At 45.3% G+C, this 13495-nt stretch carries 14 protein-coding genes, 1 tRNA gene and 1 rRNA gene; 13 read left to right on the top strand and 3 right to left on the bottom strand.

Annotated elements, in window-relative coordinates:
• Positions 1-154 precede the first annotated feature (154 nt).
• From rrf to tsaD, 6 genes are all read left to right on the top strand, one after another.
• Positions 155-270: ribosomal RNA gene (gene rrf / locus MTR82_RS14850) — 5S ribosomal RNA — on the top strand.
• 13 nt (positions 271-283) lie between these two features.
• A tRNA-Asp gene (locus MTR82_RS14855) sits at positions 284-356 on the top strand.
• 136 nt (positions 357-492) lie between these two features.
• The gene (gene tsaE / locus MTR82_RS14860) at positions 493-945 is read left to right on the top strand and encodes a tRNA (adenosine(37)-N6)-threonylcarbamoyltransferase complex ATPase subunit type 1 TsaE (RefSeq protein ID WP_246809663.1); all 453 of its coding nucleotides are present in this window, start codon (positions 493-495) and stop codon (positions 943-945) included.
• Positions 942-1637: a tRNA (adenosine(37)-N6)-threonylcarbamoyltransferase complex dimerization subunit type 1 TsaB gene (tsaB, locus tag MTR82_RS14865; RefSeq protein ID WP_052653101.1), complete on the top strand. Its 696-nt coding sequence runs from the start codon at positions 942-944 to the stop codon at positions 1635-1637. The genes tsaE and tsaB overlap by 4 nt, the downstream gene beginning before the upstream one ends.
• Positions 1634-2089, top strand: coding sequence for a ribosomal protein S18-alanine N-acetyltransferase (rimI, locus tag MTR82_RS14870; RefSeq protein WP_052653099.1), 456 nt, complete (start codon positions 1634-1636; stop codon positions 2087-2089). Before tsaB ends, rimI begins: the two co-directional genes overlap by 4 nt.
• Positions 2082-3101, top strand: coding sequence for a tRNA (adenosine(37)-N6)-threonylcarbamoyltransferase complex transferase subunit TsaD (tsaD, locus tag MTR82_RS14875; RefSeq protein WP_246809664.1), 1020 nt, complete (start codon positions 2082-2084; stop codon positions 3099-3101). Before rimI ends, tsaD begins: the two co-directional genes overlap by 8 nt.
• A 356-nt stretch (positions 3102-3457) precedes the next feature.
• Here the strand turns inward: tsaD and MTR82_RS14880 are convergent, their stop codons facing one another.
• The gene (locus tag MTR82_RS14880; protein WP_246809665.1) at positions 3458-5398 is read right to left on the bottom strand and encodes an ABC-F family ATP-binding cassette domain-containing protein; all 1941 of its coding nucleotides are present in this window, start codon (positions 5396-5398) and stop codon (positions 3458-3460) included.
• 128 nt (positions 5399-5526) lie between these two features.
• On the opposite strand from MTR82_RS14880, the gene MTR82_RS14885 reads away from it, so the two are divergent.
• The 3 genes from MTR82_RS14885 to tatC all read left to right on the top strand — a co-directional run bounded on the left by MTR82_RS14885 (position 5527) and on the right by tatC (position 7225).
• Positions 5527-6159: a redox-sensing transcriptional repressor Rex gene (locus MTR82_RS14885; RefSeq protein ID WP_052653092.1), complete on the top strand. Its 633-nt coding sequence runs from the start codon at positions 5527-5529 to the stop codon at positions 6157-6159.
• A 91-nt stretch (positions 6160-6250) separates the two neighbouring features.
• Positions 6251-6445 carry a twin-arginine translocase TatA/TatE family subunit gene (tatA, locus tag MTR82_RS14890; RefSeq protein ID WP_052653090.1) on the top strand — a complete coding sequence of 65 codons (195 nt, stop codon included), beginning with the start codon at positions 6251-6253 and terminating at the stop codon, positions 6443-6445.
• Positions 6446-6457: 12 nt separating this feature from the next.
• Positions 6458-7225, top strand: a complete 768-nt coding sequence (gene tatC, locus MTR82_RS14895) for a twin-arginine translocase subunit TatC (RefSeq protein WP_246809666.1) — start codon at positions 6458-6460, stop codon at positions 7223-7225.
• A 100-nt stretch (positions 7226-7325) separates the two neighbouring features.
• Here tatC and MTR82_RS14900 read toward each other — a convergent pair whose 3' ends face one another.
• Positions 7326-8123 (bottom strand): CPBP family intramembrane glutamic endopeptidase, encoded by a 798-nt coding sequence (locus tag MTR82_RS14900; RefSeq protein WP_246809667.1) that lies wholly within the window; start codon positions 8121-8123, stop codon positions 7326-7328.
• 194 nt (positions 8124-8317) lie between these two features.
• Between MTR82_RS14900 and groES the strand changes: the two genes are divergently transcribed.
• The 4 genes from groES to MTR82_RS14920 all read left to right on the top strand — a co-directional run bounded on the left by groES (position 8318) and on the right by MTR82_RS14920 (position 12582).
• Entirely contained in the window at positions 8318-8602 is a 285-nt protein-coding gene (gene groES, locus MTR82_RS14905; RefSeq protein ID WP_052653086.1) for a co-chaperone GroES, read from the top strand.
• A 35-nt stretch (positions 8603-8637) separates the two neighbouring features.
• Positions 8638-10269 (top strand): chaperonin GroEL, encoded by a 1632-nt coding sequence (groL, locus tag MTR82_RS14910; protein WP_235198202.1) that lies wholly within the window; start codon positions 8638-8640, stop codon positions 10267-10269.
• Positions 10270-10470: 201 nt separating this feature from the next.
• On the top strand, positions 10471-11409 hold the full coding sequence (locus tag MTR82_RS14915; protein WP_246809668.1) for a sensor domain-containing diguanylate cyclase: 939 nt from the start codon (positions 10471-10473) through the stop codon (positions 11407-11409).
• A 198-nt stretch (positions 11410-11607) separates the two neighbouring features.
• Positions 11608-12582, top strand: a complete 975-nt coding sequence (locus MTR82_RS14920) for a tRNA dihydrouridine synthase (protein ID WP_246809669.1) — start codon at positions 11608-11610, stop codon at positions 12580-12582.
• Positions 12583-12634: 52 nt separating this feature from the next.
• Here the strand turns inward: MTR82_RS14920 and MTR82_RS14925 are convergent, their stop codons facing one another.
• A complete protein-coding gene (locus tag MTR82_RS14925; protein ID WP_246809670.1) occupies positions 12635-13354 on the bottom strand; it encodes an excalibur calcium-binding domain-containing protein in 720 nt (239 codons plus the stop codon).
• Positions 13355-13495 lie beyond the last annotated feature (141 nt).

Here is a 13495-nt window from a genome sequence, read left to right on the forward strand (position 1 = left end):
TAGATAGGTTCGAGGTGGAAGCGTGGCGACACGTGCAGCTGACGAATACTAATCGATCGAGGACTTAACCAACTTTGTTTACAGAAACCAGCGGTTTCCCGTTTCAATGTCGCCTATCCAGTTTTGAGTGAACAAGTCACTCTGAAAAAAAGAGTCCAGTGATGATGGCAAAGAGGCCACACCCGTTCCCATCCCGAACACGGAAGTTAAGCTCTTTTGCGCCGATGGTAGTTGGGGGTCTCCCCCTGTGAGAGTAGGACGTCGCTGGGCTGATTTTTTTTTTGGTCCCGTGGTGTAGCGGTTAACATGCCTGCCTGTCACGCAGGAGATCGCCGGTTCGATCCCGGTCGGGACCGTAATCTTTCAAGTAAGCACAGCGATCTCGCTGTGCTTATTTTTTTGTTTCAAAAATCGTTTGCAAAAGATTATGTTTTGATTTACTGCGCCATCTTCGCTAAACTATGGTAAGACTCAATCGAGGTGACAGAAAGAATGAACTATACATTAGAAGTGGCATCACCCCATGAAACAGAAGCTTTCGCTGAAAAGCTTGCTCAGTATTTAAAACCTCAAGATGTTTTGACGCTTGAAGGCGACTTAGGTGCGGGGAAAACGACATTTACTAAAGGCGTTGCAAAAGGATTGGGCATCAAACGGATGGTCAACAGTCCTACCTTTACTATACTTAAACAATATGAGGGGAACTTGAATTTAAATCACTTCGATGTTTACCGCTTAGAAGACAGTGACGAAGACATCGGTTTTGATGAATTGTTTGAAAGTGAAGCAGTATCTGTTATCGAATGGGCACAATTCATCGAAGAGTATCTTCCGAAGGAGCGTTTGGAAATAACGCTTATCCGTCTATCAGATGAAGGGCGCAAAATTGAAATGAAACCAATTGGAACACGGTATGAATTACTGTGCAAGGAGTTAAATATATGATTTATTTAGGAATCGATACTTCAAATTCCCCTTTAACGGTCGCGTTAATGAGAGATGAAAGTGTTTTAATAGAAGAAACAACGAATTTGAAAATCAATCATTCTTTAACAGCAATGCCTGCCGTTGAAGAAATGATGAAGAAAGCAAAAATTTCTCCTGCTGATTTGACACATATTGCTGCAGCCAGCGGACCTGGATCTTATACGGGCGTCCGCATTGGTTTGACGATTGCCAAGACGCTAGCTTGGTCATTGAAGATTCCGCTTCATACTGTATCCAGTTTAAAAGTACTAGCTGCAAATGGCCGGTACTTTGAGGGGCATATCTGTCCCATCATGGATGCACGGCGGGGCACTGTTTTTACAGGTCTCTATAACGGATCGGATTTATCGACGGTGATTGAGGATCAGCATAGCGATTTAAATGAATTTTTAATAAGAGTAAAAGAACAGAATAAATCCGTATTATTCACAGGGATAGATGTGGCTATACACGAAGAGGCCATTCGTGAAGTGTTGGGAGAAGCAGCTTTTTTCAGTGGACCGCAAGACCGGCTTCCTCGTGCTTCCAATTTGATCGTCTTGGCAAAAGAAGAGAAAGCGCAAGATATCCATCATGCTGTCCCAGAATATCAGCGCATTACAGAAGCCGAAGCCAATTACCTCAAAAGCCAAGAAGGTAAAAAGCTATGAACGCAGAAGTCAATATTCGAAAAATGACAGTCGAAGATGTAGAACAAGTCTTTGAAATTGAAAAATTGTCTTTTACCTTGCCTTGGACAAAAGATTCTTTTTACTATGAAATGACTACAAACGAGAGTGCTTATTACGTAGTAGCAGAAACCGAACGAGGGGTTGTCGGCTATTGTGGAATGTGGCTTGTTTTAGACGAAGCGCATATAACCAACATCGCTATTTTGCCTGAAGAAAGAGGCAAAAAACTGGGTGAGCGCTTAATGAGAGCGGCGATGGAGGCCGCTAAAAGCCAAGGGGCAGTCTTGATGACACTGGAAGCACGCGTCAGCAATGAACCAGCTCTGAATTTGTATCGAAAACTAGGATTTAAAAATGGTGGCATACGAAAACGGTATTATACCGACAATTTCGAAGATGCTATAGTGATGTGGGTGAATTTTAATGAATAAAGATATTTATGTATTGGGGATTGAGACCAGTTGTGATGAAACAGCCGCTTCCGTTGTAAAAAATGGAACTGAAATCATATCGAATGTGGTAGCATCTCAAATCGAAAGCCATAAACGTTTTGGCGGGGTCGTGCCGGAAATCGCTTCTAGGCACCATGTTGAACAGATTACGATTGTTATTGAAGAAGCTCTGGCACAAGCTAATCTGGAGCCTAAACAATTGAGTGCAGTCGCGGTTACGGAGGGGCCTGGCCTGGTGGGGGCATTGTTAGTCGGGGTAAATGCAGCGAAAGCTTTTGCCTTTGCCCATCAATTGCCGATAGTTGGAGTCCATCATATTGCTGGGCACATCTATGCTAATCGACTTGAGCAAGAAATGGAGTTTCCGCTGTTGGCCTTAGTGATTTCAGGGGGCCATACCGAATTGGTCTATATGAAAGAGCATGGAGATTTTGAAGTGATCGGAGAAACACGGGATGATGCAGCAGGAGAAGCTTATGATAAGGTAGCAAGAACCTTGAATCTCCCTTATCCTGGAGGCCCACATATTGACCGGTTGGCTCATGAAAGCGATGGGGCTGTTGAATTTCCGCGGGTGTGGCTGGAGGAAGGCTCATACGATTTCAGTTTCAGCGGCTTGAAATCATCTGTTTTGAACTATATGCATAATGCAGCTCAACGCGGTGAAACAGTACCGCCAGAGCACGTAGCTGCAGGGTTCCAAAACAGCGTAGTGGAAGTGGTTACGGCAAAGACGCTACGTGCTGCAACACAGTATAAAGTAAAACAAGTTATAGCGGCCGGAGGGGTCGCTGCCAATAAAGGCTTAAGAACCTCTTTGACGGATACCTTTAAAGAAAAGGGCCTACCTTTCTATATCCCTTCTTTGAAACTATGCACGGATAATGCAGCAATGATTGCTGCTGCAGGAACCGTAATGTTCGAAAAAGGGCATCGGGGGACGATGACAATGAACGGCCGGCCAGGAATGGCCATGGCCTCCTGGAACTAAAAAGCTCAGCATACCTGATAATCCATCAGGTATGCTGAGCTTTTTCCTTTAAATTCTGACTTTATTTAGATTCTAGAAATAAATTTTGTCAATAGAGAACATTTGTACTTATGCACAAAATGTGTATAACCTGTTCATAACTATCTGACAACTAGGGGATTACCCAGATATTGTGTACACGAAAGTGGAAAACTTTGTGCATAATATTTTGCGTGACTGTGGATAATGTGTATAAACCTGTTGATAGCCGTTTTTATCACTTTTTAGCTGTGCACAACTTTGTGGAAATAAATATTTTGTTAAAAGCTATTGACCTATATCTAGTAAAGAGAAAAACCGTATACAAAAGTATACGGTCAAGAGTGGACATTTTCAATCTTTTCTTGTAATTCCAGCCATAGAGCCATTTTCTCTTCATGGGCTTCTTTGAGCTTCTCTAATTCGGTTTGAAGCGGCAATACCCGCTCGTGGTCTTGGAAAACTTCAGGAAGGCAAAGCTGTTCCTCGATTCCAGCAATTTGGAGGTCCAATTGTTCCATTTCCGATTCGGTTTCTTCGGACTGGCGCATCAATTGGCGTTCCAGTTTTTTCGCTTCTTTATTGATCTGCGAAGTGGTCGGTGCTGCGGAAGTTTGAGTGGCAGTTTTCGATTCCTCTTCTTCCAATGCTTTCAGTTCTTCGAGTTCGAGTTTTTTCTCCAGGTAGTAATCGTAATTTCCGAGGTATTCAGTCGTTCCGTCACGGGTCAGCTCGATGACTTTCGTCGAAATCCGGTTCATGAAATACCGGTCATGGGAAACGAATAAAATCGTGCCTGGATAGTCAAGAAGAGCATTTTCCAATACTTCTTTGCTGTCGAGGTCCAAGTGGTTGGTCGGCTCATCCAGCAAGAGGACATTGGCTTTTTGCATCATCAGTTTTGCCAAAGCGACACGGGCTTTTTCGCCTCCGGAAAGGGTGGAAATGGGTTTTAGCACGTCATCTCCAGAAAAAAGGAAGCGGCCGAGCACACCCCGAATGTCTTTTTCGTTCACATGCGGGTAATCGTCCCATAGCTCATTTAATAGAAGCTTATTGCCTTTTAGATTCGCTTGTTCCTGGTCGTAGTAGCCGAATTGAATGCCCGTGCCGTAATGGATTTCACCGGCAAGCGGTTCGAGTTCTTTCATAATGGTCTTCAATAGCGTGGATTTGCCGACGCCATTTGGACCGACCAATGCCAAGCTTTCCTGGCGGTAAAGTTTCCATGAAATGTTCTCGGACACCGGCGCGTTGCCATAGCCAATCGCAAGCGAGCGAACATTTAGGACGTCATTCCCACTCTGTTTTTCAATGCTGAAACCGAAGCGTGCCGATTTTTCGTCGCCATCCGGCGCATCCATCCAATCGGTCTTTTCCAGAATCCTTCTGCGGCTTTGGGCCATTTTGGTGGTCGAAGCCCGCACGAGATTGCGCTGGACGTAGTCTTCGAGCTTTGCTTTCTCGCTTTGCTGTTTTTCGAATTGCTTTAAGTCATGTTCGTATTGCTTCGCTTTTTCATCCAGGTAGCGACTGTAGTTTCCTGTGTACTTCTTGACGCGGTGTCGCGACACTTCATAGACAAGCGTCACGACTTGGTCAAGAAAATACCGGTCATGGGAAACGATCAATAAGGAACCTGGATAATTTTTCAAGTAATTCTCGAGCCAGCTGAGGGTTTCGATGTCCAAATGGTTAGTAGGCTCATCGAGGATCAGCAATTGGGGTTTGCTCAAGAGAAGCTTGGCCAGCATTAAGCGGGTTTTCTGGCCGCCTGACAGCGAAACGATTTTCTTCTCGTAGTCTTCCTGGTAGAATTTCATGCCGTGCAGGATGGTCCGCGTGTCCGCTTCGTACTGATAGCCGCCTGCCTCTTTGAAATCATGCTGCAGCGTATCATACTCTTGCATCACTTTTTCGTATTGAGCCGTATCCTCATAAACGGCTGGTTCAGCCATTTGGGCTTCAAGCTGGCGGAGTTTGGCTTCCTGTTCACGGAAATGTTTGAAAATCGTCATCATTTCTTCCCAAATGGTCGCATCGGTTTCAAGGTCCGTCTGCTGTTCCAGGTAGCCGATGGTCAAATCTTTCGGCATGATGATGTCGCCGCTATCGTATGACATCTCGCCGGAAATGATTTTCAATAAAGTCGATTTGCCCGCCCCGTTGCGGCCCACTAATGCAACACGGTCGCGGTGTTGAACTTCCAATTTGACGCCCGAAAGAATTTCGTCTGCGCCGAACGATTTATGGACTTGGTTAACTTGTAAGACTATCATGTGGGTCACCTCTATTCTCTCTTAGTTTAGCCTACGGAAGGGCGCTTCGCAATCAAGCCAGCTTTACATATGGGCTCTCCTCAGGTAAGATAATATCGATTTGATACGACCTCAGGAGGTAACCTTGCATGTTGCATGAACCATCAAAAATTCCGCAAGCCACGACCAAAAGGCTGCCCTTGTACTACCGGTTTCTCCAAAACTTTGCCAACGCTGGACAAAAACGCATTTCTTCACAGGAACTGAGTGAAGCGATGAAAATCGATTCAGCTACCATCCGCAGGGATTTTTCGCATCTCGGGGCATTTGGGAAAAAAGGCTATGGCTATGATGTCCAGGATTTGTTGGTCTTTTTCCGCAAAACGCTTGATCAGGATGAAGCAACCAATGTTGCGTTGATCGGTGTCGGCAACCTTGGCAGCGCATTTTTAAAATATAATTTTCAACGCAATCACAATACGAAAATTGTCTTGGCGTTCGATTCCAACAGCCCGATAGAAGGGGAGAAAATCAGCGATATCGATACGTTCCATCCAGACCGGATCGAAGAAAAGATTGAGGAATACGGCATCGAATTGGTGATACTGACAGTCCCTTCCCGTTCTGCCCAGGAAGTGACAGATCGGCTATCAAAAACACAAATCAAAGGGATCTTAAACTTTACGCCGGTACGTATTGCCGTGCCTCCCCATATCCGTGTCCAAACCATTGATTTGTCGGTTGAACTGCAGACGCTCATCTACCAAATCAAGCAACAATGACTCAAAAAATTCACATTTGGCCAGCCGTTTGAAATAGCCAAAGGGGTTTGAATGATGTAGAATGAAACCATTAATACAGGAGGTGTCTAATATGGCTCCAGGTCCAGTTAGTTTGATAGTAATTGCTATTGTGGCATTAATCATTTTTGGCCCGAAAAAGTTGCCTGAATTCGGTAAAGCTTTCGGTTCTTCATTGCGTGAGTTTAAAAACGCAACTAAAGGTTTGACAGATGACGACGATGCAGCAGACGTGAAGAAGAAAGAAGAGCAAAAGGAAATACGATAGGATGTTTGTCTGATGAATCAAAAAGACATGACTTTAGTTGAACATATAGGCGAACTGAGAAAACGGCTGACCATCATCGCCGTTTTCTTTGTGTTAGCGCTCATTGGCAGTTTTTTCTTGACCGAACCGTTGATCCAGTATCTGCAGTTTACCGAGGAAGCGAAAAACTTAACGCTTAACGCTTTTAAGATAACCGATCCCATTAAGATCTATATGCAAGTCATGACGGTTTTGGCCCTTGTCATCATTTCCCCAATCATCATGTACCAGTTTTGGGCCTTTATCAGCCCGGGCTTGCACGATACAGAACGGAAAGTGACATTAAGCTATATTCCATTTTCCGTGCTGCTGTTTTTAGGCGGAATTGCTTTTTCTTATTTTATCTTGTTCCCATATGTCATCGGGTTTATGCTAAACATATCCGATAACCTGGATATCCAAGATACGATTGGAATCAATGAATACTTCCAGTTCCTGTTCCAGATTACGCTGCCTTTTGGTATCGTGTTCCAACTGCCGGTGCTCATGCTGTTTTTGACCCGCCTTGGCGTCATTACACCGATGTTGATGAGCAAATACCGGAAATACGCATATTTTGGGTTAATTACGCTGGCTGCTTTTATCACGCCGCCGGATATCGTTTCCCATATGATGGTGACGGGGCCATTGCTCTTGCTATACGAGTTCAGCATCGTCATTGCGAAAATCGGCTACCGCAAGTTTTTGAAAGCCGAACAGAATTTAATCATCGAAGAACAAAAACAAGGCCTTCACGAATAGTTCGTGAAGGCTTTTTTGTGCTTTCTTTATGTCCAGCTCCGGTGTCCAGCCTCTCGAGGTCTTAAGCTTGTCGAGGCAAAACGGGCACCTTTGCTTTTCTTTATGGCTGCAAGCCCTCCAAATATTTGGTGAAGGCTTCGATTTTGTCCATATTCAGCTGAACGATCATGACGAATGCATTCAGCAGGATATGGGAAATGATCGGTGTAATGATGCGTTTTGTTTTCTGATAGACGAATGCCAGCACAAGCCCTGTCGAGAAGTAAACGAGCAAGTGGCTGAATTCCAAGTGGACGAGCGCAAACATCAGCGCACTGATCGCGGTCGCAATAAAGAAATTCGTCGTTTGGTTTAGGGAACCGAAGACGACGCGGCGAAAAACGAGCTCTTCCATGACCGGTCCAAAGAAGACGATGGCAAGGACGGTCAGCGGCACCACTTCAGCGACGTTCACGAGCGACATCGTATTTTCAGAGCCGGGCTCGATGCCAAGAACTTTCATTTCAATCAGCGAGGCGATGATCTGTCCGAAATAGACGAGGAAAAAGCCCAGGAAGCCCCAGCCGATCGAGGCCCAAATCCCTGCTTTTTTGCCGTTCCAGATATTGAAGAAGTTTTTGTCGCGCAACACAAGGATCATCATTACGATAAAGCCGATGGCCATGCTCGACACGATGAGCCAGCCAGAAGTGGTGGCTTCTGCCGTGTCCGGATCCAGCCCCTGGCCGATGAAATAATTATAAGTCGGCACGACGACGAGCGCCGGTGCCAATTGAATCACGATAAAGGTCAATAAAATATAGAGAGGAGTCTTCGGCATTTTGCGGCCGTATTTTTTCTTCGCCGATTTTGAGGAAGAAGGGTCTCCGTTCTTTTTTTTCAGGGAAGTTGATTTCATAGAGGCATTTCCTTTCATCTTTGAATTCTTCTTTCATTGTAGTGGTTTCAAAACATTACCGCAAAGAATAAAAAACACGGAAGGTTTTGACTTGCAAAACATAACGGATTTTATTAAACTGAGAAGTGGGTTAGCACTCGAAGGTTGAGAGTGCTAATCGAGAACATTTAGATAATTCGAGGAGGGTGTTTCATTTGTTAAGACCATTAGGAGATCGCGTAATTATTGAGCTTTTAGAAGCGGAAGAAAAAACTTCAAGCGGAATTGTACTGCCGGGTTCAGCGCAGGAAAAACCGCAGGAAGGCAAAGTGATCGCTGTAGGTAATGGAGTCATCCGCGACAATGGACAGCGCACTGAACTGGAAGTCAAAGAAGGCGACCGGATCATCTTCTCTAAATACGCAGGCACTGAACTTAAATATGAAGGCAACGAATACTTGATCTTGCGCGAAAACGATATTTTAGCAATTTTAGGCTAATACATTTCAATAGACATTGAGGAGGAAGACTAAACATGGCAAAAGATATTAAATTCAGCGAAGATGCACGCAGCTTGATGCTGAAAGGTGTAGATAAATTAGCAGATGCAGTTAAAGTGACATTGGGGCCAAAAGGGCGCAACGTCGTTCTTGATAAAAAATTCGGTTCTCCGCTCATCACCAATGATGGGGTAACCATCGCAAAAGAAATCGAACTTGAAAATGCTTTTGAAAACATGGGAGCGAGACTTGTTGCGGAAGTGGCTTCTAAAACAAACGATATCGCTGGCGATGGTACGACAACTGCAACGGTTCTGGCTCAAGCGATGATCCGTGAAGGCTTGAAGAACGTTACAGCTGGTGCGAACCCTGTCGGCATCCGCCGCGGAATCGAAATGGCTGTGGAAAACGCAGTCAATGAATTAAAAGCGATTTCGAAGCCAATCGAAGGCAAAGAATCGATTGCACAAGTTGCAGCGATTTCATCCGGCGACGAAGAAGTCGGCAAATTGATCGCTGAAGCAATGGAACGCGTTGGCAACGACGGCGTTATCACGTTGGAAGAATCACGCGGCTTCACAACGGAACTTGATGTTGTGGAAGGGATGCAATTCGACCGCGGTTACCAGTCTCCATACATGGTGACGGATTCAGATAAAATGGAAGCGGTTCTTGATAACCCGTTTATCCTTGTAACGGATAAGAAAATCGGTAACATCCAAGAAATCCTTCCTGTCCTTGAGCAAGTAGTTCAACAAAGCAAACCATTGTTGATCGTAGCAGAAGACGTTGAAGGCGAAGCGCTTGCTACATTAGTTGTCAACAAATTGCGCGGAACATTCAACGCGGTAGCAGTTAAAGCTCCAGGATTCGGTGACCGCCGCAAAGCGATGCTTGAAGATATCGCGGCACTAACGGGCGCTGAAGTGATTACAGAAGATCTAGGCCTTGAGCTGAAATCAACGAACATCACACAGCTTGGACGCGCTTCAAAAGTGGTTGTGTCGAAAGAAAATACAACAATCGTAGAAGGCGCTGGCGACCAAGAGAAAATCGTTGCCCGCGTAACGCAGATCCGCAATCAGCTGGAAGAAACTTCATCTGAATTCGATAAAGAGAAATTGCAGGAACGTTTGGCGAAACTTGCTGGCGGTGTTGCAGTCATCAAAGTCGGAGCGGCTACTGAAACAGAGTTGAAAGAACGCAAACTTCGCATCGAAGACGCATTGAACTCAACTCGTGCAGCAGTAGAAGAAGGAATCGTTGCAGGTGGGGGTACGGCGTTAGTGAACGTCTACAACCGCGTAGCAGAGCTTCTTGAAACTCAAGAAGGCGACGTAGCAACAGGCGTCAACATCGTGCTTCGCGCACTTGAAGAGCCGGTTCGCCAAATCGCGACAAATGCTGGCCTTGAAGGATCAATCATCGTTCACCGCCTGAAAACAGAAGAAGTCGGAGTCGGCTACAACGCGGCAAACGGCGAATGGGTGAACATGGTTGAACAAGGAATCGTTGACCCAACAAAAGTAACGCGTTCAGCACTTCAAAATGCAGCTTCTGTTGCAGCAATGTTCTTGACAACTGAAGCAGTTGTTGCAGACATCCCGGAACCAGCAGCACCAATGGGCGGCATGCCTGATATGGGCGGCATGGGCGGCATGATGTAATTCAACTAAAAACAGACTCTCAACTCCTGGCATCACAGGAGTTGAGAGTTTTTTTGTTCAAGCAGCTGCTAATTTCTTTGAAGGAACGCCGAGAATATAAAATTGCTGATTTTCTTTGGGGGATTTAGGGTAATGTGGTATCAACAAGCAGAATTAAAATTGGTACTCAAGACAGAGGAGCCTACTAATCGAGGTGTTGGGATGACGACATTGCAAGAAGTGCAGATGTATAAGAATTTCAATGAATTGGTCCACGATGTTTTGGAATTGGCAAAAGAAGTTTTTCCGAATCAGTTGCTCTATTTATCGTCCATCAGTGAGATGGAGCAGGTGATTCTTGAACTTTCACAGGAATCCAGTACCATCGGGCTGACCAAAGGGATGGAGCTGGATCCCGATGAATCCCTCTGCGGACTCGTGGATTTTCAGAAGAACCGCCCGCTTGTCTATGAAGACATTCAAAAAGAGCGCGATTTGGATCGTTTTCAACAGACGCTGCAGGAGCTCAACATCCGCTCCTATTTGGGAATTCCGATTTCCCTTGTTTCTGGCGAAAAGTTTGGCACCCTGTGCGCGGTCAGTGACAAGGCCCAGCATTTCGATGAGAAAAGCATCCAGTTGCTGCAGAAAATTGTCCGGCTGTTTTCGTATTATTTGGACCTTGAGCATTTGGCGTACCGGGATATGCTAACGGGTTTATATAACAGACGTTACTTAACCCAAGTTTTTGCCGAACGTCCTGCAGAGGAAGGCGCATTATTTTTCCTCGATTTGGATGGCTTTAAAAAGGTCAATGATGTCTATGGCCATGAACAAGGCGACTTCGTCTTAAAGGAAGTCGCTTTGCGGCTGCAAAAGATCGTATCTGAAATTCCAGGTGCTTTTGCTGTCAGGTTAGGAGGAGACGAGTTTATTGTCCATTTTTCCGAATTGCTTTGCAGAAAAGACCTGGAGAGCTACGCTGAACGCATTCTTAGCAATTTAAATGTATGGAAGGAAGGCTATGCGATTTCAGCAAGCATCGGAATTGTGCCGTATGGAAGCGATCAGGCAGGTGAGTTGAATAACGTACTGAAACAGGCAGACGCGGCGCTGTACCAAGCTAAAACTGCGGGAAAGAACACCTATACTTTTTTCTGAAACTTTTTGGGCTCTTCACCATTTTCAAAGGGTGGAGAGTTTTTCGCGTTTTGAGCACAGCTCTTTCCACAAGCAAAAGACTCAGGTAAACTAGATAAGGCTAATAAATGCAAAGTTGTTTCCTGCTATTAATTGAACTTATTTATCTTCAGATAGATTTATTAAGGAGATTTTCAACGAAAGGATTGAAATCTGTACATGAAAGAGAATTTTTGGCGTGATTTGCCGCGGCCGTTCTTTATACTCGCGCCGATGGAGGAAGTCACGAATGTGGTGTTCCGGAAAGTGGTAGCGAAAGCTGCGCGGCCCGATGTGTTTTTTACGGAGTTCACGAATACGGAAAGCTATTGCAACCCGGACGGTGTTTTCAGCGAAGAAGGGCGATTGGTCTTTACTCCCGATGAGCAGCCGATGGTCGCACACATTTGGGGCAATAAGCCCGAACAGTTCCGTGAGATGAGCATCGGAATGGCAAAGCGGGGCTTTAAAGGCATCGATATCAATATGGGCTGCCCTGTCGCGAACGTTGCGACGAAAGGGAAAGGCAGCGGCATGATCCGTTTTCCGGACAACGCCGCGGAAGTGATCCAAGCGGCAAAAGCGGGCGGATTGCCGGTCAGCGTGAAGACCCGCCTCGGCTATACCGATGTGGAAGAATGGAAAGGGTGGCTTGCACATGTGCTCGACCAGGACATTGCGAACTTGTCGATCCATTTGCGCACCAAAAAAGAAATGAGCCGTGTGCCGGCGCATTGGGAATTGATTCCCGAAATCAAGAAGCTCCGGGATGAAATTGCACCGGATACGCTTTTGACGATCAACGGGGACATTCCGGACTATCAGACAGGACTGGAACTGGCCGAGAAATACGGCATTGACGGCGTCATGATCGGGCGCGGGATTTTCCAAAACCCGTTTGCTTTTGAAAAAGAGCCGCGCGCGCATAGCGACGAAGAAATGCTGGAACTGTTGAAGCTGCAGCTGGATCTGCACGATCATTATTCTACCGAAGAAGAGCCGCTGCCGTTCCGGCCGCTTCGCCGCTTCTTTAAAATCTATGTCAGTGGCATTGCAGATGCCGATGATTTTAGAAGCCAATTGCTGAAGAGTGAATCGACGGATGAGGCACGGGCGTTGCTTGCAGAATTTCAGCAGAAAATAGCAATCGGATAACAAAATCCCGCATCGAATTTTCATTCGATGCGGGATTTTTTAATTGCCGGATTTATTCGCATCCGATTCCATCGCCGTCACGGTCCAGGTGGCTTCCATAACCGGGATCTCCTTTATAAATAGGCGCTGCACCTGCCGCGCGGACGGCGGAGCAGTTTTTATAGGAAACCGGGGATGCAGCAGCACTTGCAGTTTCTCCTGAAGAGCTAGAGGAATTGCCTGAACCCGCTGAGCTGGAAGCAGCAGCGGCTGCAACGGATACGCTTTGTGCTTTCGCCTGTGACTTCAAGTCCTCAACTTCGCTTTCTAAAGCAACTGTTACAGACTCGGCATTGGCAACTTGCTCTTCCAGGCTTGTGATTTTAGCAGTCAACTCTTCTTTTTCTTTTGCAAAAGCTGTTTTTTGATCTTCGAGTTCTTTTACTGCATTCTCATTTTCAAGAATCTCAGCGGATGCTTCCTCGAATTTTTGTAAGCTTTCCTCATGCTCTTTAGAAAGCAAAGTAATTTCATCTTCCAAACTTTTGTTCTTGGCCATGAGCTCCTCATTTTTGGAAATCAAGTCTTGGCGTTCTGCTTCTCTTTCTTTAGCACCTGCTGCATTAAATCCTGTAAAGGTTAAAATCAAAACTAAGAAAGCAATTAAAGAATTTCGTCCGTATTTATTAGTTGGCCGGTCTCTTTTGATGAACTTGAAAATAAACCACATGATCCCAAGGCCTGTAAAAGCGAACGAGGCAATTATAACTAAAAGTAATAATAAAGCTTCCACTTAAATCCCCCTTTTTTTACAGTATAAACCATTAATGTTCAAAAAAGAATGTAAATATGAAATAATTAATAAAAATTAGAAAGGAAGCACAAATTCTTAAAGATGGCGGGAATCGTCTTGCTGCCCATAAAATATGCATGG

This window comes from Planococcus ruber (assembly GCF_022819085.1).
Taxonomy (GTDB): domain Bacteria; phylum Bacillota; class Bacilli; order Bacillales_A; family Planococcaceae; genus Planococcus; species Planococcus ruber.

Coding starts and splice junctions, on each gene's coding strand:
- tsaE (WP_246809663.1), top strand. CDS start 493: ATGAACTATACATTAGAAGTGGCATCACCCCATGAAACAGAAGCTTTC.
- tsaB (WP_052653101.1), top strand. CDS start 942: ATGATTTATTTAGGAATCGATACTTCAAATTCCCCTTTAACGGTCGCG.
- rimI (WP_052653099.1), top strand. CDS start 1,634: ATGAACGCAGAAGTCAATATTCGAAAAATGACAGTCGAAGATGTAGAA.
- tsaD (WP_246809664.1), top strand. CDS start 2,082: ATGAATAAAGATATTTATGTATTGGGGATTGAGACCAGTTGTGATGAA.
- MTR82_RS14880 (WP_246809665.1), bottom strand. CDS start 5,398: ATGATAGTCTTACAAGTTAACCAAGTCCATAAATCGTTCGGCGCAGAC.
- MTR82_RS14885 (WP_052653092.1), top strand. CDS start 5,527: ATGTTGCATGAACCATCAAAAATTCCGCAAGCCACGACCAAAAGGCTG.
- tatA (WP_052653090.1), top strand. CDS start 6,251: ATGGCTCCAGGTCCAGTTAGTTTGATAGTAATTGCTATTGTGGCATTA.
- tatC (WP_246809666.1), top strand. CDS start 6,458: ATGAATCAAAAAGACATGACTTTAGTTGAACATATAGGCGAACTGAGA.
- MTR82_RS14900 (WP_246809667.1), bottom strand. CDS start 8,123: ATGAAATCAACTTCCCTGAAAAAAAAGAACGGAGACCCTTCTTCCTCA.
- groL (WP_235198202.1), top strand. CDS start 8,638: ATGGCAAAAGATATTAAATTCAGCGAAGATGCACGCAGCTTGATGCTG.
- MTR82_RS14915 (WP_246809668.1), top strand. CDS start 10,471: ATGACGACATTGCAAGAAGTGCAGATGTATAAGAATTTCAATGAATTG.
- MTR82_RS14920 (WP_246809669.1), top strand. CDS start 11,608: ATGAAAGAGAATTTTTGGCGTGATTTGCCGCGGCCGTTCTTTATACTC.